Here is a 21858-nt window from a genome sequence, read left to right as displayed (position 1 = left end):
TATCTTCGCCGAGATGAAAAAAATAAAATCAAAATACGAAATTTTTAGACAAAAGACCCAAATCATCCTTTATGGCACTAATACCATTTTAGGACGTTTGTTTGATCTGGTACTTTTAGGTCTTATTTTATTAAGTGTACTTTTAGTCATGATGGATACTGTAGAAGGTATCAATCTTAAGTACCATTCTTATCTTGTTATTTGTGAATGGGTTATCACAGTTTTCTTTACCATTGAATATATTTTGCGTATTATTTCGATACAAAAACCTGTAAAGTATGTTTTCAGTTTTTACGGCATTATCGATTTAATGGCGATATTACCCATGTATTTATCTATATTTTTCCCTGCCACAAATGTTCTTACAATCGTTAGAGTCCTGCGTTTCTTCAGATTGTTCAAGATCTTACATATTCCACAAATTTCGCAGCAATCAATGCAGCTTCGGGAAGCTATGGAAGCCAGCAAAGAAAAAATTCTGGTTTTTATCTACTTCGTCCTTATTAGCGCTGTAATTATTGGTTCATTGATGTACGTCGTCGAAGGCAAAGAAAGCGGTTTTACAAGTATTCCTATGGGCATTTATTGGGCTATCGTAACCCTAACCACCGTTGGTTATGGCGACATTTCACCCGCATCTCCTCTTGGTCAGTTTTTAGCCTCGCTTGTCATGATTATGGGTTATGGAATCATTGCCGTTCCCACAGGAATTGTTACTGCAGAATTCGCAAAAAGCAGCCTTCGCAATAATGCTGTCAGCACAAAAAAAACATGCCAAAATTGTAATTCGCAATTACATTTTGACAGCGCAAAATATTGCCATGAATGCGGAACCACATTATCTAAATAATTAATTTTAAGGAGCTATTCCATCTGTACATTCCAACTCCTCCTTATCTTTGTTGTTTTTTAAAAGTATAAAAGGAGCTTCTAAAGTCGCTCTTTTATCCTAAAAAAAACTAACCAATATAAGTCCGGGGTTTCACTTCCATCTGGGCTAAAAAAATATGAAACACTTAATTACCATCGTCGGACCAACAGCTATAGGCAAAACAGCCTTAAGTATTGCTTTGGCCCAACATTTTAAATGCGAAATAATATCTTGTGACAGCCGTCAGTTTTTTAAAGAAATGACCATTGGTACAGCTGTTCCTAATCCTGAAGAACTACAAGCTGCGACGCATCATTTTATTCAAAATAAATCTATTTTAGAAAATTATACCGTCGGAGATTATGAAAAAGAAGCACTTCATAAATTAGAAGAATTATTTGAAAACAATGATTTTGCAATTCTAATTGGTGGTTCAGGATTGTATGTTGATGCAATTTTAAAAGGATTTGATGAATTTCCTGAAATCAATCCTGAAATACGTTCTCAGGTAAATTCAAATTATGAAAAACTTGGAATCGAATACCTGCAAGAACAGCTGAAAAATCTAGATCCTGAGTATTATCAAAAAATAACAATAGAGAATCCACAAACACTTCAAAATCCGCAAAGAATGATGCGTTTTACAGAAGTTTGTATTGGAACTCAAAAACCATATTCTTCTTTTCTAAATCAAAAGAAAAACAATAGAAACTTCACTCCTATTTTGATTGGTTTAGAAGCTGACAGACCAATCATTTACGACAGGATCAATCAACGTGTGAACATCATGATGAATGAAGGTTTACTTGAAGAAGCTAAAGCGTTATATCCCAATAAAACATTAAATGCACTGCAAACTGTGGGATATAGGGAATTATTCAGTTATTTTGACGGAGAATTCTCTTTGCCATTTGCCATCGAAGAAATCAAAAAAAATACCCGCCGTTTTTCTAAAAGACAACTTACCTGGTTTAAAAGAAATGAAACTACACAATGGTTTGATTATTCAGCAAATCGAACAACAATCATAGCGTATATCGAAAAATCTTTTTAAGGGACAATTAATCAAATAATCTTAATTTTATAATGCTTTTTGTAAACTAAAAATATGGATAACGTACTTTGGAATAAGATTGTGCAATTCGATTTTGATGATCCACCAAGTGAATTTGGATTTTCAGTAAGGCTTGCACAAGAAAACTTTTGGACAAAAAACTTTACTAAAAAGGCGATTTTAGAATATAAAAAGTTCATGTATCTGGCGACAGTTTCTGATTCGATGGTTTCTCCATCTGAAATAGTTGATACGGTTTGGCATTTGCACTTAATTTTCACACAATCTTATCAGCAATTTTGCAAATTACTTGGTAAACAAATTCAGCACGTTCCGTCAACCCATAACAAACAAGATTTTCAAAAATTTAAAAAAGCAAAAGAACAAACCAATATACTATACGAATCAACTTTTGGAATTCAGCCAAATGATATTTGGGAGTTTGACGGAATGTATGAAAGTTTAAATTTAGACAAAGCAAAAATCAAATTAAGGTCATTTATCAGTAATGGTATGATAGTATTTCTTTTTCTTACATTCCCGTTCTACTATCTTTTAAAACCAATTTATATTACAATCGACAATCCCTATTTCCTGATTGGTTTGATTATTTTGTATGTTGTGACATTTAAAATTCTGGATTTCTACAACAAAGCTAAACTTCGACAAATTGCACGTAAATTTGATAAGAATTCATTTATCTATGACCTTGAACCTTACGAACTAATTTATCTTTAAACTCAAAAAATTTCTAATGTAATTAATGGAGTCGTAAATGAATTAATTGACAAGAAGATAGTTGAGATACAACCTTATAACATAATTAATCTTATTGAAAACAAAGTCGCTTTGACTGATGAGCAAATTGAGATAACGAGATCTTTGACTGAATTTGGAAAAAGCGTTTACACAACATTAGTGGACCGCATGAAAAGAAAACCTGTTTTTATAAATATATCAAATTGCATGGACGCGTTTGAAAAATATTTTATTAAATCTAAGAAATTCAATAAAATATTCTATCTAAACTTTGTTGTTCTTGCCCTAATTGCTATGCTTGGATATACAAGAGTAATGACCGGCTATGCGAGAAATAAACCTGTAGGTCTCCTTGTATTTATTCTGATTGTTTTTAGTATTACTTCAATTATTTTTCTGTTCAGATTAACCAGACTTATTGCTGTTGACACTATAACAAATTTGTATAAAAGAGAAATTTTACCCGTCAGACAAGTCGAAAATAACTGGCAATGGAACTATTTTCTATTTAGCGCTGCTGTAATAACTCCAGCATTTATGCCACTCATCGCAGAGGTAAACAGAAATAATAATTACGACAGCTCATCCGGAAGTTCTTGCGAAACATCGTCTGACTCTTCATCAGGAAGTTCCTGCGGCAGTTCATGTGGCAGTTCCTGCGGTGGTTGTGGCGGCGGTGGAGACTAAAATAAAACATCATCTCATTTCGTTATATAAACTTAAGATTCTTAAAATTTTATTTTTAATAACTACAACAATTTAAAATTAGCTATAAATTATTTATCACATAAAAATGCCTATATCACCAAATTTTACTTCAGTTTTAAGCAAAGACTGGGAAATCAATTTTACACAATGCACTCCTACCGGATTTTTAAAATATACTGACTTATGTAATATTTTACAATTAACGGCAGCAGCACATTCAGAAGTTGGCGGCATTAGTTTTTTCGACATGCAGGAATTCCATCAAGCCTGGGTTTTAAGCCGCATGCGCGTTGAAATTAGCGCTTTACCAAAATGGCAGGATGTTGTAACAGTAAAAACATGGATCAACAGCTTAGAAAATTCTCGTTCAGTGCGTGCGCTCGAAATGTATGTAAATGGTGAAAAAATAGTAGGCTGCGAAACCTATTGGGCTGTTTTTAATACTCAATTACGTCGTCCTGAAGCTCTGGCTTTACCATACGAGCATTTTGAATTATATCCGGAAAATAGGGCCACAACTGAAGGTTTTTCTAAAATCAACATCAATCACGAAAAAGAAGCCGTTTTCGAAAAAACAGTTTACTTATCAGATTTAGACATCGTTAATCACGTAAATAATGTAAAATATCTGGAATGGTGTTTAGATCATGTTGATGAAAAACGAATTTTGAAACAAGAAGTTAAAAGCTTCGAAATGAATTTCATGAAAGAGCTTTCGTTAAAAGATCAGGTTGTAATTCATGAAAGCGAAGATGACGATCATACAACGGCAACATTTAGTATTACAAAAGGTGACAAAACTTGTTTTGCATTAGAATTGCACTGGAAATAATTATCTGCCCACGGATTTTGTTATATCTTTAATTCGCGAACATTCGTGCAATTCGTTGCAAAAAAAATAATATAAAAAAAACGATGCAAATTTGCATCGTTTTTACTTTAATTTAATTTGATTTCTTTTTTGAATCTTATTTCGATTTCTTTGGTTTCTTTTTATTTTTCAATAAATCAATTTTGCCTTTTATTCTTTTTTCGACTTCACTAATATCACAATCAAAAGCAAATTGCAGCGTGTACAGTTTTGCGTTTTTCATTTCCTTTAATGCTTTTTTAAATTGGTGCTGCGCCTCAAAAAGAATGGCTTTTTTTACAAAGATTTCAGATTTATTTATTCCCTTTATCGTCAAAGCAAAATCAATTAATTTTTGTGCTTCTTCGTAATCCTCATTCAAAATTAAAGTTTGAATATAGTGCGGATATACTTCAAGCGCATGGATATTTATTCCTAATGCTTCTTGAAAATATGATTTTGCTTCCTCATAATTCCATAATTGTTCTGCCTGAATTCTTCCATATAGACATAAAACCATGGTGTTTTTTGCATCATAAGAAAAAGCATAATCTAAGGATTCAATAGTTTCTTCAAGCGAATACGGATAATTATCCAAAGCCTGAAAAAGGTATTTATCAATTGTTTTCATTTCGTAAATCTATTTTTAATTTCTGACGAGCTCCTTTATAGCTTTTTTCGACTTTATTCTTTTTAAAATCAGTTCCCGAAAATACCCTAACAGGATTCCCACGCTGAATATTCAGTTGGTTTTCCCATTGTTTTCCAACATGATTTTTTAACTGTTGCAAAGTTTCGTCTTCTAGTTTTTTTAATAATCTTTCTGTTGCCAGTTTTTTGTTTTGGTGTTGTGATCGGCTGTCCATAGACACTACGGCAATTCCTGTTGGAATATGTGTTGCTCTAATGGCCGAACTTACTTTATTGACATGTTGCCCTCCCGCACCGGAACTGCGCATTGCCTGATACTGAATATCACTTTCTGAAATTGAAGTATTCTTTTGCGGTTGAATCTCAAAAATGCCAATAAACCAGTTTTTGCGTTTGTGCATTTTTCTAAACTGACTTTCACCAATCCATTGAATCGTTCCTATCCAGGAATCAGCAAATTGACCTGCATTCTTTCCTTTTATTGCAATAGTTGCCGTCTCTACCGTTCCGTTTTCCTCACCAACTTCTCTTTGCAGCAAAGTAGTTTCTAAATCTTGCTCCTGCGCTTCGTCTAAAATTTTTTTAAGCACTTGGGCAACCACCCAAGTGCATTCTGCAGGTCCCCGACCCGCAGTTATCTGAATTATTTTTTCCATTTTTCTAATATTTTTAGCAGCTTTTCTCTGCTTTTTGCTTCTTTTACAAATTTTGGAAGTCTCGAAACCATTGTCATATGATATCCTCCATTATTGTTTCTTTCTCGTAAATCAGCTTTAATGTATCTTTCCAGATAGTTAATATGTTCTTCGTTGTATGCCCAAAAAATATCACCATTTACTTCTTTTTGAAACCAAAGAGGTAAATTATAATATTTCTCTTTAGCCAAACCATCAACAACTTTTGAATTTTGTAAAAACTCTTCAATTTTTGGTTTCCATTCTTCCTGAAAATTACAATGCGGACATTTTGCTTTGTACTTTTCCGGCTTTTCTTTTAATGATTGGGATTCAAATTCGTACTTTTCAAAACAGTTATTGCAATACACTTTTCCATACCCAACGTATTGATAAATTGGTTTTTTAAGTTTATAAAAACAATGTTTGCATTCAAAAACCTTTGTATGACAATGTCCACATTTACACTCTGAGACAGGTTCTTTTTTAACCATCGACTTAGAATCACATTTAGGACATTTTACCAAAATCTCGTTAGCAAAACTTCCTAAAAACTTATTTTCATCTTGAAATCTTTCCATGATCTTTATTTTTTATCGGTCCATTCTAACGATTTTAGGTGTGAAAGTTCCCAGAACTTCAACCAAATCTGTTTGATTTCCCATTACTTTTGTAATGTCTTTGTAGGCCATTGGCGCTTCATCAATATTCCCGCCAATTAAGGTTACATCATGAGCTTGCAATACTTTTTTGATTTCACTTTGAGTAAAGCTAGCTTTGCATTTAGCTCTTGAAAATAAACGTCCAGCTCCATGTGAAGCCGAGTTTAAACTTTCTGTATTTCCCTTTCCTTTCACTATATATCCCGGAGCTGTCATCGATCCTGGAATAATCCCTAATTGACCTTTAGCAGCAGGAGTTGCTCCTTTTCGATGCACGATGCATTCTTGCCCGTTTACTATTTCTTTCCAGGCAAAATTGTGATGATTTTCAATGGTTACTACAACTCTCTTTCCTATGGCTTTGGCAATTCTTCTATGAATATCATCGTGGCAGGCTTTTGCATACTCTCCCGCCAGATTCATCGCTAGCCAATATTCCTGACCGTCATGTGTGTTCAAGTCCAACCATGCCAAATGCTGCACATTCTTTGGTAACGGGCATTGTTTTGTTGCTAAATACGTATAGTGTTTGGCAATATTAGCTCCCATACCACGAGAACCACTGTGTGATAAAACAGCAAAATACTCACCAACACCTAACTTCCATTCGTTTTCAGCATTGTCAATTTTAGCAATGCCAAATTCTACAAAATGATTCCCTCCTCCAGAACTTCCTAATTGTTTATAGGCTTTTGGCAAAAGATTCTTTAATAACGGAATATCCTTAAATTCGCTTTTATAAAAAACTTCATGATCGGCTTTCGTGGCATGTGTTTCATTCATCCCGAATTTGGTATTGTCTTTTAGAATAGCCTGCAATTGATGCTCTTTACCCTTGAAATGTGAAGCCGGCAAATCGAAAATCGATAAACTCATTCGACATCCAATATCAACACCAACTCCGTAAGGTATAACAGCATTGTCTGTTGCTAAAACGCCGCCAATTGGTAATCCGTAACCTGAATGCGCATCCGGCATTAAAGCTCCTGCAATTGAAATTGGCAGTTTTAAAGAATCGTATAACTGAAATTTGGCTTGTTCATCGATTTCATTTTCTCCAAAAATGGTAAAAGGAACTCTCGTTGTTTTCAATTGGTGCATTCTTACCTGAACTGGTTTTATCAATCCCTCGGCTACTTTTCCCCAGGTTCCGTGTCCTTCAAACTTTTCCGGATGAAGCAAAACGTCTTTGGCCTCTGTTAGAATCGATTCTTTTTTCTCTCTCTTTCTATATCTATTTATTTGCCCTAAAGCAATGTTTATTGAATTATTTTTTGGAAAGCCTAATTTAATAAGGTCTTTTCCGGATAATTTATTTCCCATGATTTATATCATTTCGTCAACATATTGTTGATACAATAAATGCTGACTTCTATTTTTAATTGGGTTTTTCTCTCGCGGATTCTCATTTTGATGATATCTATTGCGATAGGAAAAACCATCTACTAATTTGTTTATTTTGTGTCTTACATTAAGATTAATAACATAATTCTTAAGAATCTTAATTTCGCTTTCCAAAACTGCATCAACCATTTTAGTGTGCGTTATCATATTTGCTGTAATGCGTAATACATAACGCCAAGGCTCATTAAATACATAATGAATATGATAACATTTACAATTAGGACACCATTGCTCCCGTTTATAAAAATGCATTTTCTCTTTTTCGGTCAATGTTAATTTTGAACTTTTCCATTCTGATTCTGAAAACTCTTTTACTGTTTGAAGCTTTTCGGCATATACATTTTTTCTCTTTCTCTTTTTCTTTCTTTTAAAAGATTTCTCAGATGCATATTGCCAGGTATTTATCTTTTCTAATAGAGCTTCATAAAAAGAAGAATCATTTGATCTTGCTATATCCTCTCTTAGCACAAAATTGCGTTGCCAACCTTTTCGATAAGGTATTTCTAATAGAATTAATGGTAAATCACTGTATTTTTTCCAGAGATCAACTTCAAGCTTTCGTAAGTGAATCAGGTGTTTTTCAAAATCTTCTTTTACTAATCTTTTCTTTGCTTTTATATTTTTAAAGCGGGAGCACAAAGCATACTCCTGTACTGTATAATTTTCCATAAAAAAATTATAGTGCATTAAATTAATAGCCAAAACAGGCTAAAGCATTTTATCCGTGCGGATAAATAACAAAATCGATTATTCGGGAAAATTTGAAGTGTCTAGAATAAAAAAAGCCCGAAACTAAATGTCTTCGGGCTTTTTTATATATCTAAAAATGAATTTCTAAGATTGAAATAAGCCGCGAAGAAGTGCTGCACCAAATTTATTTGATGTGAAGCTTTGAGATGACAATGTAAATACAAACATTTTTCTTCGTTATTAAAGGGTTATTACTTTTTTCGTGTGCAAATATTGTAAATTTTTTTTTGATTTTCCTAATTAATTTAAAGAAAAATCATGCAAAAAATAATTAACCTTAATTTAAAACTTTTAAAAACCTAACTATCTTATTGAATACTAAAGCCATAGCCCTGATGGAAGTGGCATCCTTTTTCTGGCTTTTTAGCCGGAAAAAGATATAGCGGACAGCAGGAATAGCTCCTAAAATATTAAAAATTCAATATTACAAATTCCAATGTTTAGTAATATTTGCCATTTCTATAGAGGAGAAATGACACAAGAAATTCCGTAAAGAATATTGTCAATCTTTGTCTAGTTACGAGTGTGATTTCGATTCTAATTATTTTTAGGCATAAAAAAAGCCCTGATTACTCAGGGCTTTGTGCTTTTTGTTTTTGTGAATTTTGTTTATTCTGCAACTTTGCTTTTAACAACTAATCTGAAACCTTCACCGTGAATGTTAAGGATTTCAACATCTTCATCTGCTTTTAGGTATTTTCTAAGTTTAGCGATGTAAACGTCCATACTTCTTGAAGTAAAGTAGTTGTCATCTCTCCAGATTTTAGTTAACGCTAATTCTCTTGGCATTAAATCATTTTCATGCAGAATTAACATTTTAAGCAATTCATTCTCTTTTGGAGATAATTTTATTGGTTCGTCATTTTCGAACGTTAAAAATCTTAATTTAGAATTCAGGTGAAATTTACCAATGTTAAATTCAAACTGAACTTGTTCCGCTTTTGTATCCGCAGATTTTCTTTGAATAATAGCTTTGATTTTCATCAATAAAACTTCTGAATCAAAAGGTTTATTCAAATAATCATCAGCACCGGCTTTGTATCCTTTTAATACATCTTCTTTCATCGATTTTGCCGTTAAGAAGATAATTGGCACTTCGCTATTCTTTTCTCTAATTTCTTTGGCTAAAGTATAACCATCTTTATAAGGCATCATTACGTCAAGAATACATAAATCGTATACATCTTTCTTGAACTTCTCGAAACCTTCCATACCGTTTTTAGCTAAAGTAACTTCAAAGTCATTTAACATTAGATAATCTTTAAGAACTGCCCCAAAATTAAGGTCATCTTCTACTAAAAGTATTCTTTTGTTATTATTTTCCATATTTTAATTTATTAATGGTATTTTTATTATAAAGGTGCTACCTTTTCCTTTTTCGCTTTCAACATATACTTGACCATTGTGATCCTCTACTATTCTTTTTACATAAGCAAGACCTAAACCGTGTCCTTTTACGTTATGTAAATCTCCTGTATGCTCTCTGTAAAATTTCTCAAAAACTCTTTTTTGAGCTATCTTACTCATCCCAAGACCATTATCTTTAACTTTTATCAGAATCATGTCTTTGACATTTTCTGTAAAAATCTCGATTTCAGGAACATCCGGTGAATATTTTATTGCATTTTCTAAAATATTAACCAACACATTTGTAAAATGCACTTCGTTAATTAAACACGTTGTTCTTGCAGCTTGATAGTGCTTTACAACGGTTCCGTGCCTGTCTTCTAAAATTAGATTTACATGTTCAATTGCATCATCGATTATATCATGAATTGCAGTTGGTTCCTTAGTTATATCTAATTCTCTTTTTTCTAATTTAGAAATACGAAGAACATTTTCAACCTGGGCATGCATTCTTTTGTTTTCATCCCGAATCATTTGCAGATATCGAAAAACTTTCTCTTTATCTTCAATAATTTTGGGGTTCTTAATTGCATCGAGTGCTAAATTTATCGTTGCAATTGGAGTTTTAAACTCATGCGTCATATTGTTTATAAAATCAGTTTTGATTTCAGAAATATGTTTTTGACGCAATAATTGATTCAACGCACTTGTATAAGCAACTATTATAATTAATGTAAAAATTATCGATAATATTGTAATACTCAATAACTCAGACAATAAGAATTTCTTTTTATGTGGGAAAGTAATGAATAACTCGTATTTACTATTTCCTTCATTATCAGTATAAATTGGTATATGATAACTAGCATCTTTGTCATAATGAAACCCATCAGACTTTACTTTGGTTGCAAGACCGCTGTTAAGTACGCCAAATTCAAACTTGGTATTTACACCATATTCTTCTAATTCCTTCTTTAGAAGTTTTTGAAGTTTATCTTTTGTAATTCTTCCTTCTATAGGAGTTAAAGAAGCAATATCCTTATATTGAATTTGCTGCTGAACTTTATTTAGAATGTCTAAACTACCTGATTTTTCAATTTTCAGATCGGGAATAATACTTTGTCCTAAACCATTATTATCGATTCCGTTGTTATTATAAACTTCAGTTACTCTTTTTGAACTAAAATTTTTAAATCTCTCACTACTGAATTTTTTATTGAATAGTGCTCCGTTTATATCGTAATCTTCTGATGTAAGTGTGTTAGAATATACAATAGTCTTATTGGTTTTTGTATTTCTTTGAACATAAAGAACTTCTAACAGATCTTCTTTCTTTGGAGTTTTGCCGGTACTGTCTTTTATACGATTGTATTTGTCATAAAAGCTATACTCTTCTTGTTGTTCTAATTTATCAGCAACGTTTCCAATCACTTGTGTAACGTGATATTTAAATTGTTCGTCGTTGTTTTTAAACGAAGAATTGAACCAATATACCTGTACCAGAATGATCCCTATTAAGGACAAACTCATGAGTAAAACAAGTATTCTAAAAAATAATTTATTCATCGCAACAAAATTAATATTTTAACAATATACTAAATAATACATTAACCAAATATTAACATTTAAGACTGATTTTGTTTTATATTTAAAATTTTAAGAATTTTAACAACTTCTTCTTTAGCAATTTTAAGATTACTGTTATTAATTACAAAATTGCTTAAAGAAATGCGTTTTTCATCATTCCATTGCATTTTCATCCTGCTTAAAACTTGCTCGCGTGTGGTATTATCCCGCTTTACAACTCTTTCTATTCTAATTTCTTCAGGAGCTGTAACTGTTATAATTACATCACATTCTTTATAACGACCACTTTCAAACAAAATTGCAGCTTCATAAAGAACGTAACTGTACTTTTTATTTTCGTCCAGCCACAATTCAAAATCTTTTTTTACAGCGGGATGTACAATAGCATTTAGTTGTGCTAATTTATCGGCATTATTAAATACAATTTCAGCCAATTTTGCTCTGTTTAAAACTTTATCTTCAAAAAGAGAATCTCCAAAGGTTGTTTTTATCTGACTTATAATACTTTCTGACTGCATCACTTTTTTAGCTGCATCATCAGCTATATACACAGGAACTCCCATTGCTGAAAAATATTTTGCAATGGTAGTTTTACCACTTCCTATTCCGCCTGTTAAGCCAATAACTTTAGTCATATTACACTTTAAAAAACATACGAGGAAAAGCCTCTTGTGGTTTTTTCTTTAAAAGAATAACTTTTATGAATGATTTTAAAAATCCCGTTCCATATCCATAAAACTGCTTCCATACTGCAATTACTGACAAGTATCCAATTTTAACGCTTTTATTTTGAATACTTGCTGTAAGAAAAATTATAACGAAATATACAAAATATAATTGTAATAACAGATCAATATTAAAAATTAATAGTAAAAAAGCTAATAATAGACCTAGTATAAATACTGAAGGAAAAAAGAAGGTTAACTTATTATGTTCCGGATACCAACTGTTTAAAATTGGCCTGGCAATTCCGAATTTATTTACCTGAACAGAAAATTTTTCCCAATCTATCCTGCGTTTATGATATACATATGCTTCGGGGAATAGTCTGGTCTCAAAACCTAAATTCCACAAACGTATCGAAAGATCCGGGTCTTCTCCGGGATGTATGTTTCCAAATCCTTTTGATGCTTCGAATGCCTTTTTTGAAATTCCCATATTGAAACTTCTGGGCTGAAACTTATTAATCTTCTCAGAGCCACCACGAATTCCTCCGGTGGTAAGAAAGGAGGTCATTGCAAAATTAATAGCTTTCTGAATATCAGAAAAACTATCCAATGCTTTGTCGGGTCCTCCAAAACAATCCACATAATCTGCGTTTAATGCTTTTCGGACTTCTGACAAATAATTTGGCGGAATGATACAATCTGAATCAAAAATGATGAAATAATCACCACGTGCTTTCTGCATTCCAAAATTTCTTGAGTCTCCAGGTCCTGAATTCTCTTTAAAATAATATGAAATATTCAATTTTCCCTGATAGGTCATCACAACATCTTTGCAAGGAATTGAAGATCCGTCTTCGACAAGAACAATTTCGAAAGCTTCATTATAGTCAGATTTTGATAAACTTTCTAAAAGTTCATCAACTTCATCCGGACGATTATACACGGGTATAATTAAAGAAAAAATCATAACGGGATATGCGGTATTAGAGTGGTAATATTTAAATTTCAAAATTTTAACAAAGGTATGTTATATTCATAAAAAAACCATCAACTTTTGGTTGATGGTTTTTCTCTTTTATTATAATTTCTTTATCTATTTGATACTTTCGATTTCAACAACTTCATTTGTGTCTGCATTGTAATCCACTCCTGCAAATTCAAATCCAAAAAGATTCAAAAAATCGTTTCTATATCCTGCTAAATCTCCAATTGCAGGTAATGTTTCAGTAGTAGCTTCTAACCAAAGTTTTGCTACTTTTGCCTGAACATCTTCACGCATTTCCCAATCGTCGATTCTGATTCTGCCTTTTTCGTCTACAGGAACATCTGAACCTGAGTACAATCTTTCCTTAAACAAACGCTGGATTTGCTCAATACAACCTTCATGAATCCCTTCTTCTTTCATAATTTTATATAAAAGTGAAATATACAAAGGAATAACAGGAATTGCAGAACTCGCTTGTGTTACTAATGCTTTGTTTACAGAAACATAAGCTTTTCCTCCTATTGATTTCAAACTATCAGTAATTGAGAATGCTGTAGCTTCTAAATCATCTTTTGCACGACCAATTGTACCTTTACGGTAAACTGCTTCTGTCAATGATGGTCCGATATAAGAATATGCAACTGTTGTAGCACCTTCTGCTAATAAATTTTCAGCTTTTAATGCGTCGATCCACATTGTCCAGTCTTCACCACCCATTACTGCAATAGTATTAGTGATATCTTCATCTGTCGCGGGAGCAATAGAAACTTCTGTAACATTTCCTGTATGAAAATCTACTGTTTTATTGGTAAAAGTTTGTCCGATTGGTTTTAAAACTGAACGGTGCAAAACTCCTGTAACCGGATGTTGACGAACTGGTGAAGCTAAACTATAGATTATAAGATCAACCTGACCTAAATCTGCCTTGATTAAATCAAGAGTTTGTCTTTTTATTTCATTTGAAAAAGCATCTCCATTGATACTTTTTGCATATAAACCTGCTTTGTGAGCTTCTGTTTCAAATGCAGCAGAATTATACCAACCTGGCGAAGCTGTTTTACCTTCAACTGGTGGTTTTTCAAAAAATACTCCAATAGTTGCAGCATCAGATCCAAAAGCACTTGTTATTCTTGAAGCTAATCCAAAACCTGTTGAAGCACCAATAACTAATACCTTTTTTGCACCGGCAATTGGCCCTTTTGATTTTATATATTCTATTTGATTTTTAACATTTTGCTCACTGCCTTTTGGATGTGCAGTCAAGCAAATAAATCCTCTCATTCTAGGTTCTATAATCATATTTTTATTGTTTATGCGTTGATTGGGTTAATTTTATCGTTGCGATAAATGACTAACTTATTTACGTTTGTTTAATTAGCTTTGAGTTGACAAATATAAATTATTTCTTTAGTTCAACAAGGCTTTAGCATGATTTAAAGCCGAATCTGAAACAACTGCTCCTGATAACATTTGAGCAATTTCCATAACTCTTTCGTCCTGAGACAGAAGCTTTAATTCTGATTGGGTATCATCATCAACTGTAGATTTAAAAACTTTAAAATGAGAATCTCCTTTGGCCGCTATTTGCGGTAAATGGGTAATAGCAAAAATTTGCATTGTTGCACTCATTTCTTTCATGATTTCTCCCATTCTAATAGCAATTTCTCCGGAAACACCGGTATCGATTTCATCAAAGATTAAAGTTGGTAATTTTGAATATTGCGCTAAAATTGCTTTAACAGCTAACATAATACGAGACATTTCTCCTCCAGATGCCACTTTTTTCAATAATCCAAAATCAGTTCCTTTATTGGCAGAGAATAAAAATTGTAATTCGTCTTTTCCGTTTTGAAAGTATGTTTCTGATGGCAAAAGCTCCATATTGAAACGAACATTTGGCATTCCTAAAGTTTCTAAAATCGAAATTAATTTTTGAGACAGAACTGGAATCGCTTTGGTTCTGTTTTGATGAATTGTTGCTGAAAAAGCATCTAACTTAATTCCTTTTTGCTCTATTGATTTTGATAAAAGCGCGATCTCTTCTTCTATATTATCTAACTCAAGAAGCACATTTCCTAAATTAGCCTGAATTTCAATTAATTCATCGACAGTAGTTACCTGATGCTTTTTTTGTAAATTATAGATTAATTGCAATTTTTGACTTACTAGTTCTAATTGTGCTGGATCATTTAATAATTTTTCAGATGAATTTTGCATTTCTCTTGAAACATCATCAAATTCTATTGCTAAACTTACAATTCTCTCAAAAATATTGTGATACTCGGGAGAAAAAGGTGCGATTTTTTGCAATGAAGCTTTTATTTCATTTAGATTATGAAAAACTCCAAATTGTTCTTCATTAGCAATAACAATTGATTTATCAATCGCTTCTTTTATAATTTCAACGTTGTTTAACTTTTCGTAATCAGCCTCTAATTCTTCTTGTTCTCCTGATTTCAGCTTAGCACTAACCAATTCATTCAATAAAAAGGTGTTATATTCCTGTTCTTTTCCTGAATCACTTTGTTTTTTTAATAAAGCATTAAGTTTTGTTTTATCTGATTTATAAGATTTTAATTCTTTTTGATAAGATTGAATGGTATCAAAATTATTCGCAATAGCATCAATTATCTTAAACTGAACACCTTCGTCAGAAAGCTCCTGTGTTTGCTGCTGTGAGTGAATATCAATCAAAAACAAACTCAAATCTTGTAATTCCTGAAGATTTACGGGACTATCATTAATAAAAGCACGAGATTTTCCTGATGGTAAAATTTCTCTTCTAATAATGGTGTCATCTTCGTAGTCAAGATCATTTGCTTCAAAAAATTCTTTTAAGTTGTATTTAGAGATTTCAAAATGGGCTTCAATAACACATTTTTCCTCTTTATTTTTTAATGAAGTTAAATCGGCTCTTTTTCCTAAAACCAATCCTATTGCACCTAATATAATAGATTTACCTGCACCTGTTTCACCTGTAATTATAGAAAAACCTTTTGAAAAATCGATTGTGAGTTTTTCAATCAGGGCATAGTTTTTAATCGACAAGGACGTTATCATAAGGGAATTGTGTAAGTATAAAAATTATTAAAGAAAGTAATCTGAAAATTAATTAAAATTTAATCTGTGACCATTTAGTAGAGTTTAAAGGCGAGACTTTATTAAGCATATCTGTCAAATCGCCTACCGGAATGCTTGGGCCTGCTGAGAATATAGAAACGATTTCGTCTGATTTTGCATCAAAAAACACTCTTGTCAAAAAGGCATTTGGCTTAACTGAGTTCAATCGTCCAAGAATCATTATTGCAGCTTTCACTTTTTCTTTGGATGCTTTTAAATCCAGACTCATACCATCTAAACCTCTATGGTACTCAAACATTGTCTGACGTAAATCACTATACATTGGCGAGGTCATATCATTTATTAAATAATAACGATTCTGAACTCCATCAGACTGGCTCCAGCCTTTTGATCCGCCTTGTTGGGCAACACTTGCAATATTTTGGGCTGTTTCAAGATACGGATTTCCTCCTGTCATCTGAAACGTATCAGCATCCATAGCTAAAATCATATAACTATAAAAAGAAATCACAGATACTAAGTTTGAATCGAATGTACTTGGATTAAACAATAATGGTTCGTACTCTGTGTATCTAAAATTAAAATCTTTATCGTTATAATTTAAAACAGGGGACGAATATGTAGAATTATAAATTAATCGTGACGATTGTATCTGGATTGTTCCTGAAAACTGATCTGAATTATTTGATGACAATGTTATATACATTGAACAATTGATTCGCTCGTTTTGCTTCAGGATTGAACCTGTCCAGTCTGTTTTGTTTACAAATTCAGACAATGATGTCTGAAGTGTCTTAAAAACTTGCTGATTAGGATTAGGCAACCTTTCTGTATTAATGGTTACTGTGCAATTTAGCTGTTGTGCTTGTGCGAAGCCAAAAATTAAAAATACTAAAAGAGTAACTATTTTATTCATACGAAAGATAATATTTGATTTAGCACGCAATAGAATTTACTATCCTTGCTTTTAGTTTTTATTCTAAATCATGATGATTTCGAAAAATGCGAAATCACTTTCTCTAAAATATCAACTGCAACAGATTCTTTTGTTTTTAATTCCATTGGTTCAATTTTAAAATTTCGATCAATAAAAGTTACTTTATTGGTTTCTTTTTTAAAACCGGCTCCTTTATCTTGTAAGGAATTTAAAACAATCAAATCTAAGTTTTTTTTCTGAATTTTCAACTTAGCATTTTCAATTTCATTTTCAGTCTCTAAAGCGAATCCAATTAAAAATTGATTCTTTTTGATTGTGCCGAGTGATGCTAAAATATCTTTTGTTTTTTCGAGTTCTATCGAGAATTCTTCTGATGCTTTTTTAATCTTTTGTAAAGCTACAACTTTAGGTCGGTAATCTGCTACGGCTGCTGCTGCAATAGCAACATCAACGTCATTAAAATATAAATGACAGGCATCATACATCTCCTGGGCCGAAACTACATCAATCACCTGAATTAAAGTATTCTTTGCTTTATAGTGGGTTGGTCCGGATACTAAAATAACCTGCGCTCCTAAATTAGCGGCTTGGTTAGCAATATCAAAACCCATCTTTCCTGAAGAATGATTTCCTACAAAACGTACAGGATCTATTGCTTCGTATGTTGGTCCGGCAGTAATTAATATTTTTTTTCCTTTTAGGGGTAATTTACTCTCCAGATCTGCTTCAAGAAAAGCAATAATATTTTCAGGTTCAGCCATTCGGCCTTCACCGGATAAACCACTTGCTAACTCTCCATTTTCAGCAGGAATCATTACATTTCCGAACTGTTTTAAAGCAGCAAAATTAGATAAAGTCGATGGATGCTTGTACATATCCAAATCCATTGCCGGAGCAAAATAAACAGGACATTTAGCAGATAAATAGGCTGCAATTAAAAGATTATCACAATTTCCAGTTGCCATTTTAGATAACGTATTGGCTGTCGCAGGAGCAATTAACATTAGATCAGCCCAAAGTGCCAATTCAACATGATTGTTCCAAACAGCGTCTTCATCATCCTGATTAAAGAAATTAGAATGTACAGGATTTTTTGATAACGTAGATAACGTAAGTGGGGTTACAAAATCCTTAGAAGCAGGTGTCATTATCACTTGGATATGTGCACCTGCTTTTATAAAGAGTCGTACTAATGAGGCTGTTTTATACGCTGCAATTCCGCCAGAAACTCCCAGCAAAATTTTCTTCCCGTTTAAAACTGACATTATACTATATTATTTATTATTTGAACTTCTGTGGTAAGTTTTACCGTCTAACCACTCCTGAACTGCTAAAGCGTGTGGTTTAGGCAATTTTTCGTAAAATTTAGAAACTTCAATTTGTTCTTTATTTTCAAAAACTTCTTCAAGACTGTCATTATAAGTAGCAAACTCTTCTAATTTCTCAGTTAATTCTTTTTTAATTTCAGAATTAATTTGATTTGCTCTTTTAGCCATAATGGTAATTGCTTCATACACATTTCCTGTTGGCTCTTCAATAACTGTTTTATTGTAAGTTATTGTATTTACAGGAGCATTCGTCTTTTTTAAATCCATGACTTTATTTTATTTAGTAAATTTTTGTAAATCTGTCTCAACTCTGGCATTCATTTCTTCTGCCTCTTTTTTGTATTTTGTAGCGCTATTAAACTTAATTAAGTTAGCATATGCTACTTTTGCAACATTTAAACGTTCTTCCATTTTTGAAGGAACACTATTTATTGCCAATTTATATGCTGAATCGTATTTATAAAACAGGGCATCTTCTTTAAAAGGTGTTCCCGGATAATCAGCGATAAAGTTATCAAATGCAATCAATGCCGATTTATAATCAGATATGGTATTGTATCCTTTTGCATTTTCGTATGCTTTTTTCTCTAGTTTACCATTCAAAACTTTCACAACTTCATTTGCCTGAGCAATGTATTCTGAGTTTGGGTAATTATCTATAAAGGCCTGAAATTTCTCTAAGGCTTTTAATGTATCTGTTTGATCTAAACTATAAACCGGAGCTAATTTTGAATAACTGAATGCTCCTAAAAATGCAGCTTCCTGTACTTTCTCACTACGAGGATACCCCGAAACAAAGCTTTCGAACTGGTAACCTGCTAAATAGTACTGTTTTGATTTATAGTAAGATTGCGAAAACATATAAAACAGTTTCTCTGCCTGAGGCTTTCCTCTATACGAAGGAGCTAATTGTTCAAAAAGACGTATGGCTTTCGAATACTTTCCAGCTTCATACATCTTGGTTGCCACTTCAAATTTTGCTGCAACGTCTTCATTTTTCAATGCTTTTTGATATTCACTACAAGAACAAAAAAGGACAACAACAATTAATAGAGATACTATTTTTTTCATTTTCTTACTTTTATTATGATTTCTTAGACAATTATGCCAAAGCAAAATCACACCGAAGTTCCGGTGGCAAATTTAGTTATTAATTTAGCTACTACAAAATATTTTTTGGTATATTAAAATACCGGCAATCTCACTGTTATTTTATGCTGTTTTTTACAAATTCATTCAACCTGTTTGCCAATGAATCATCTACGCTTACTAACGGCAAACGCACTGTGTTGTCAGCAATACCAAGGGCTTGAAAAACTTGCTTGATTCCGGCAGGATTTCCCTGCTCAAAAATCATATCAATACAATCTGACAAAAAGTATTGGGTTTTAAACGCTTCATTTACTTTTTTATTTAATCCCAAGCGAATCATTTCTGAAAATTCTTTCGGAAAACCTTGTCCAATCACTGAAATCACTCCTGCTCCACCTGCTAAAACGATTGGTAATGCGATCATATCATCTCCTGAAATTACAAGAAAATCTTTTGGTACATTTTTAATCAATTGCATCGCCTGTACCACATCTCCTGCTGCTTCTTTTATTGCTACAACATTCTCAAAATCATTTGCAAGACGAATTACCGTAGAGGGCAACATATTGCTTGATGTTCTTCCGGGAACATTGTATAAAATTACAGGAATTGGAGAAGCTTCGGCTATGGCTTTGAAATGCTGATATATTCCTTCTTGTGTTGGCTTGTTATAATAAGGAGAAACAGAAAGTATGGCTTCAAAAGCTGAAAAATCCCCAGTTTTTAATTCCTCAACTATTTGCATGGTATTATTACCTCCAACTCCAAGAACTAAAGGCAATCTTCCTTTATTGGTATCGATTACAGTAGTAATAACCAATTCTTTTTCGGCTTGTGTCAAGGTAGCATTTTCTGCTGTTGTACCCATAACTACAAGATATTCTACTCCTCCGTCTATCGAAAAATTAACGATGCGTTGTAAAGCCTGAATATCTACTGAAAAGTCTTTTTTGAATGGAGTGACTAGCGCAACACCGGTTCCTATTAATGATTGCATATTCTAATTTATATTTTTATTTTAAACTCTTTAAATACTTAAACAATTCAGTAACGAAAAGTTTATAATTCTCTATAGTGGTGTTGATCATCCATCGATTCAAATTTTTATCTACGGCTGCAAATCCCACTTTAAACTTCGCTTTTGATTTGCTGGTTATCATCATCAAAATACCTGTTTCGATGCTGTAATAACTTATCAAAAGATCAAATTCTGTTTCAATAAATTCATTTAAAAAAACCGTTGCAATCTCTCCGTTCCAATTGATATGTTTTTTACCAAAAGTAGGGATCAAATAGGTTTGTTTTTCTTTAAATTTACTTCTATACGCAACAATCTTTATGTTCTCAGGAGCTATCCCCTGCAAAACAAGTTCGTTAACGAGTTGTTTTGAATGCTGAAAACTACTTTCATCAATCAGTAAACCAATTGTTTGTATATTACTGGTAAATACTTCCTTTTTAACATTATCGAGGCTATTTTTTAATGATTTTTTTACAAAAAATTCCTTTATATAATTTAAAAACATAGTACTTTTGCCAGATTACAAAATTAATTATTTAAGTCGCATTTAAGATGGTAAAACTAAAAAAGTATAACGGATTTTTAAAACTTTTTGTTATATTCTTAACACTTTTTTTTATAACTTCTTGCAGTCAGAAAAACTACAATCTGACGAAGATAGAAGGAAAACAACTTCCAATCACGGAGAAAGATGCAGAAACTCCTGCAATCGAAAATTTTATTAAACCTTATCGCGATCATATCAATAAGGATTTAGACAGCGTTTTGGCCTATTGTCCTGAAACTCTTGACAAGAGTACGGGGAAATGGCAAACGAGTATTGGAAACTTATTGGCTGATGTTTGTGTAGAAAGAGGAAATATCGTTTTTAAAGCTCGTGAGAAAAAAAGCATCGATCTGTGTTTTTTAAATCATGGCGGAATTCGTGCCATCCTTCCTAAAGGAAATGTTACTACTAGAACTGCGTATGAAATTATGCCATTTGAAAACAATCTTGTTGTCATAGCTTTAAAAGGAGAACAAATTCTGGAAATGACTGCTTATATTATTAAGGAGAAAAAGCCTCATCCTTTATCAGGAATGACTTTTACGATAGCAAAAGATAATACTGCAAAAAACATTCTGATTCAGGGAAAACCTCTTGATGTTAACAAGATATATTATGTAGCTACGAATGATTATCTGGCGAATGGTGGTGACAGCATGACTTTTTTCGCAAAAGGTGTTGAGAAATTTGATTTGAACTATAAGCTTCGAAATGTATTGATTGATTATTTTAAATCTGTTGATACTATTCCGGTGGCAAAAGATATCAGAATTACGGAAGAATAAAAATCAAAAAAAGTTTGCCACAAATTACAGGAATTTACACTAATTCTATCTGGTAAACGAAACACTAATTTGAACTGAATTAGTATCAAAAAAAATC

Annotated in this window: 23 protein-coding genes; 6 read left to right on the top strand and 17 right to left on the bottom strand. The window is 32.4% G+C overall.

Features of this window, described 5'->3' with window-relative positions; translation table 11 throughout:
- Nucleotides 1-13: 13 nt before the first annotated feature.
- The 5 genes from QLQ94_RS14185 (at nt 14) to QLQ94_RS14165 (ending at nt 4224) form a co-directional block, all read left to right on the top strand.
- On the top strand, nt 14-850 hold the full coding sequence (locus tag QLQ94_RS14185) for an ion transporter (RefSeq protein WP_271337171.1): 837 nt from the start codon (nt 14-16) through the stop codon (nt 848-850).
- Between the two features lie 157 nt (nt 851-1007).
- Nucleotides 1008-1925, top strand: coding sequence for a tRNA (adenosine(37)-N6)-dimethylallyltransferase MiaA (miaA, locus tag QLQ94_RS14180; RefSeq protein ID WP_427402273.1), 918 nt, complete (start codon nt 1008-1010; stop codon nt 1923-1925).
- A gap of 54 nt (nt 1926-1979) precedes the next feature.
- Nucleotides 1980-2663: a glycine-rich domain-containing protein gene (locus QLQ94_RS14175; RefSeq protein ID WP_482497547.1), complete on the top strand. Its 684-nt coding sequence runs from the start codon at nt 1980-1982 to the stop codon at nt 2661-2663.
- A gap of 228 nt (nt 2664-2891) precedes the next feature.
- Nucleotides 2892-3371 (top strand): hypothetical protein, encoded by a 480-nt coding sequence (locus QLQ94_RS14170; RefSeq protein ID WP_482497545.1) that lies wholly within the window; start codon nt 2892-2894, stop codon nt 3369-3371.
- A gap of 106 nt (nt 3372-3477) precedes the next feature.
- A complete protein-coding gene (locus QLQ94_RS14165) occupies nt 3478-4224 on the top strand; it encodes an acyl-[acyl-carrier-protein] thioesterase (protein WP_427402271.1) in 747 nt (248 codons plus the stop codon).
- A gap of 136 nt (nt 4225-4360) precedes the next feature.
- Here QLQ94_RS14165 and QLQ94_RS14160 read toward each other — a convergent pair whose 3' ends face one another.
- The 17 genes from QLQ94_RS14160 to QLQ94_RS14080 all read right to left on the bottom strand — a co-directional run bounded on the left by QLQ94_RS14160 (nt 4361) and on the right by QLQ94_RS14080 (nt 20934).
- A complete protein-coding gene (locus QLQ94_RS14160; RefSeq protein ID WP_271337167.1) occupies nt 4361-4873 on the bottom strand; it encodes a hypothetical protein in 513 nt (170 codons plus the stop codon).
- Nucleotides 4860-5549: a peptide chain release factor H gene (gene prfH / locus QLQ94_RS14155; protein WP_427402270.1), complete on the bottom strand. Its 690-nt coding sequence runs from the start codon at nt 5547-5549 to the stop codon at nt 4860-4862. The genes QLQ94_RS14160 and prfH overlap by 14 nt, the downstream gene beginning before the upstream one ends.
- On the bottom strand, nt 5537-6148 hold the full coding sequence (locus QLQ94_RS14150) for a hypothetical protein (protein ID WP_271337165.1): 612 nt from the start codon (nt 6146-6148) through the stop codon (nt 5537-5539). Before QLQ94_RS14150 ends, prfH begins: the two co-directional genes overlap by 13 nt.
- 12 nt (nt 6149-6160) lie before the next feature.
- Nucleotides 6161-7552 (bottom strand): RtcB family protein, encoded by a 1392-nt coding sequence (locus tag QLQ94_RS14145; RefSeq protein ID WP_427402269.1) that lies wholly within the window; start codon nt 7550-7552, stop codon nt 6161-6163.
- A gap of 3 nt (nt 7553-7555) precedes the next feature.
- The gene (locus QLQ94_RS14140) at nt 7556-8302 is read right to left on the bottom strand and encodes a hypothetical protein (protein ID WP_482497542.1); all 747 of its coding nucleotides are present in this window, start codon (nt 8300-8302) and stop codon (nt 7556-7558) included.
- A 690-nt stretch (nt 8303-8992) separates the two neighbouring features.
- On the bottom strand, nt 8993-9709 hold the full coding sequence (locus tag QLQ94_RS14135) for a response regulator transcription factor (RefSeq protein WP_072963937.1): 717 nt from the start codon (nt 9707-9709) through the stop codon (nt 8993-8995).
- Between the two features lie 3 nt (nt 9710-9712).
- Entirely contained in the window at nt 9713-11296 is a 1584-nt protein-coding gene (locus QLQ94_RS14130) for a sensor histidine kinase (protein WP_271337162.1), read from the bottom strand.
- Between the two features lie 59 nt (nt 11297-11355).
- Complete coding sequence (gene coaE, locus QLQ94_RS14125; protein WP_482497540.1) at nt 11356-11952, bottom strand: dephospho-CoA kinase; 597 nt, start codon at nt 11950-11952, stop codon at nt 11356-11358.
- A gap of 1 nt (nt 11953) precedes the next feature.
- Nucleotides 11954-12952, bottom strand: coding sequence for a glycosyltransferase family 2 protein (locus tag QLQ94_RS14120; protein ID WP_271337198.1), 999 nt, complete (start codon nt 12950-12952; stop codon nt 11954-11956).
- Between the two features lie 126 nt (nt 12953-13078).
- Nucleotides 13079-14269: an enoyl-ACP reductase FabV gene (fabV, locus tag QLQ94_RS14115; protein ID WP_427402267.1), complete on the bottom strand. Its 1191-nt coding sequence runs from the start codon at nt 14267-14269 to the stop codon at nt 13079-13081.
- Between the two features lie 108 nt (nt 14270-14377).
- Entirely contained in the window at nt 14378-16030 is a 1653-nt protein-coding gene (gene recN, locus QLQ94_RS14110) for a DNA repair protein RecN (protein WP_427402266.1), read from the bottom strand.
- A gap of 52 nt (nt 16031-16082) precedes the next feature.
- On the bottom strand, nt 16083-16967 hold the full coding sequence (porD, locus tag QLQ94_RS14105; protein ID WP_482497537.1) for a type IX secretion system protein PorD: 885 nt from the start codon (nt 16965-16967) through the stop codon (nt 16083-16085).
- Nucleotides 16968-17035: 68 nt separating this feature from the next.
- A complete protein-coding gene (coaBC, locus tag QLQ94_RS14100; protein ID WP_427402264.1) occupies nt 17036-18253 on the bottom strand; it encodes a bifunctional phosphopantothenoylcysteine decarboxylase/phosphopantothenate--cysteine ligase CoaBC in 1218 nt (405 codons plus the stop codon).
- A gap of 9 nt (nt 18254-18262) precedes the next feature.
- A complete protein-coding gene (locus QLQ94_RS14095) occupies nt 18263-18583 on the bottom strand; it encodes a DNA-directed RNA polymerase subunit omega (RefSeq protein WP_089350958.1) in 321 nt (106 codons plus the stop codon).
- 9 nt (nt 18584-18592) lie between these two features.
- Complete coding sequence (locus tag QLQ94_RS14090) at nt 18593-19387, bottom strand: outer membrane protein assembly factor BamD (protein ID WP_271337156.1); 795 nt, start codon at nt 19385-19387, stop codon at nt 18593-18595.
- 136 nt (nt 19388-19523) lie between these two features.
- On the bottom strand, nt 19524-20405 hold the full coding sequence (gene dapA / locus QLQ94_RS14085) for a 4-hydroxy-tetrahydrodipicolinate synthase (protein ID WP_271337155.1): 882 nt from the start codon (nt 20403-20405) through the stop codon (nt 19524-19526).
- Between the two features lie 16 nt (nt 20406-20421).
- A complete protein-coding gene (locus QLQ94_RS14080; RefSeq protein WP_271337154.1) occupies nt 20422-20934 on the bottom strand; it encodes a DUF6913 domain-containing protein in 513 nt (170 codons plus the stop codon).
- A gap of 47 nt (nt 20935-20981) precedes the next feature.
- Between QLQ94_RS14080 and QLQ94_RS14075 the strand changes: the two genes are divergently transcribed.
- The gene (locus QLQ94_RS14075; RefSeq protein ID WP_271337153.1) at nt 20982-21761 is read left to right on the top strand and encodes a 5'-nucleotidase C-terminal domain-containing protein; all 780 of its coding nucleotides are present in this window, start codon (nt 20982-20984) and stop codon (nt 21759-21761) included.
- The last annotated feature ends 97 nt before the right edge of the window (nt 21762-21858 follow it).

It is taken from the genome of Flavobacterium sp. B114r (assembly GCF_056824125.1).
Note: the sequence above shows the minus strand (reverse complement) of the source record. Positions and strands in the feature narration are given on the sequence as shown.

Coding starts and splice junctions, on each gene's coding strand:
- QLQ94_RS14185 (WP_271337171.1), top strand. CDS start 14: ATGAAAAAAATAAAATCAAAATACGAAATTTTTAGACAAAAGACCCAA.
- prfH (WP_427402270.1), bottom strand. CDS start 5,549: ATGGAAAAAATAATTCAGATAACTGCGGGTCGGGGACCTGCAGAATGC.
- QLQ94_RS14120 (WP_271337198.1), bottom strand. CDS start 12,952: ATGATTTTTTCTTTAATTATACCCGTGTATAATCGTCCGGATGAAGTT.
- QLQ94_RS14095 (WP_089350958.1), bottom strand. CDS start 18,583: ATGGATTTAAAAAAGACGAATGCTCCTGTAAATACAATAACTTACAAT.
- coaE (WP_482497540.1), bottom strand. CDS start 11,952: ATGACTAAAGTTATTGGCTTAACAGGCGGAATAGGAAGTGGTAAAACT.
- porD (WP_482497537.1), bottom strand. CDS start 16,967: ATGAATAAAATAGTTACTCTTTTAGTATTTTTAATTTTTGGCTTCGCA.
- QLQ94_RS14080 (WP_271337154.1), bottom strand. CDS start 20,934: ATGTTTTTAAATTATATAAAGGAATTTTTTGTAAAAAAATCATTAAAA.
- QLQ94_RS14165 (WP_427402271.1), top strand. CDS start 3,478: ATGCCTATATCACCAAATTTTACTTCAGTTTTAAGCAAAGACTGGGAA.
- QLQ94_RS14150 (WP_271337165.1), bottom strand. CDS start 6,148: ATGGAAAGATTTCAAGATGAAAATAAGTTTTTAGGAAGTTTTGCTAAC.
- QLQ94_RS14130 (WP_271337162.1), bottom strand. CDS start 11,296: ATGAATAAATTATTTTTTAGAATACTTGTTTTACTCATGAGTTTGTCC.
- recN (WP_427402266.1), bottom strand. CDS start 16,030: ATGATAACGTCCTTGTCGATTAAAAACTATGCCCTGATTGAAAAACTC.
- QLQ94_RS14175 (WP_482497547.1), top strand. CDS start 1,980: ATGGATAACGTACTTTGGAATAAGATTGTGCAATTCGATTTTGATGAT.
- coaBC (WP_427402264.1), bottom strand. CDS start 18,253: ATGTCAGTTTTAAACGGGAAGAAAATTTTGCTGGGAGTTTCTGGCGGA.
- QLQ94_RS14160 (WP_271337167.1), bottom strand. CDS start 4,873: ATGAAAACAATTGATAAATACCTTTTTCAGGCTTTGGATAATTATCCG.
- dapA (WP_271337155.1), bottom strand. CDS start 20,405: ATGCAATCATTAATAGGAACCGGTGTTGCGCTAGTCACTCCATTCAAA.
- miaA (WP_427402273.1), top strand. CDS start 1,008: ATGAAACACTTAATTACCATCGTCGGACCAACAGCTATAGGCAAAACA.
- QLQ94_RS14140 (WP_482497542.1), bottom strand. CDS start 8,302: ATGGAAAATTATACAGTACAGGAGTATGCTTTGTGCTCCCGCTTTAAA.
- QLQ94_RS14075 (WP_271337153.1), top strand. CDS start 20,982: ATGGTAAAACTAAAAAAGTATAACGGATTTTTAAAACTTTTTGTTATA.
- fabV (WP_427402267.1), bottom strand. CDS start 14,269: ATGATTATAGAACCTAGAATGAGAGGATTTATTTGCTTGACTGCACAT.
- QLQ94_RS14145 (WP_427402269.1), bottom strand. CDS start 7,552: ATGGGAAATAAATTATCCGGAAAAGACCTTATTAAATTAGGCTTTCCA.
- QLQ94_RS14090 (WP_271337156.1), bottom strand. CDS start 19,387: ATGAAAAAAATAGTATCTCTATTAATTGTTGTTGTCCTTTTTTGTTCT.
- QLQ94_RS14170 (WP_482497545.1), top strand. CDS start 2,892: ATGGACGCGTTTGAAAAATATTTTATTAAATCTAAGAAATTCAATAAA.
- QLQ94_RS14135 (WP_072963937.1), bottom strand. CDS start 9,709: ATGGAAAATAATAACAAAAGAATACTTTTAGTAGAAGATGACCTTAAT.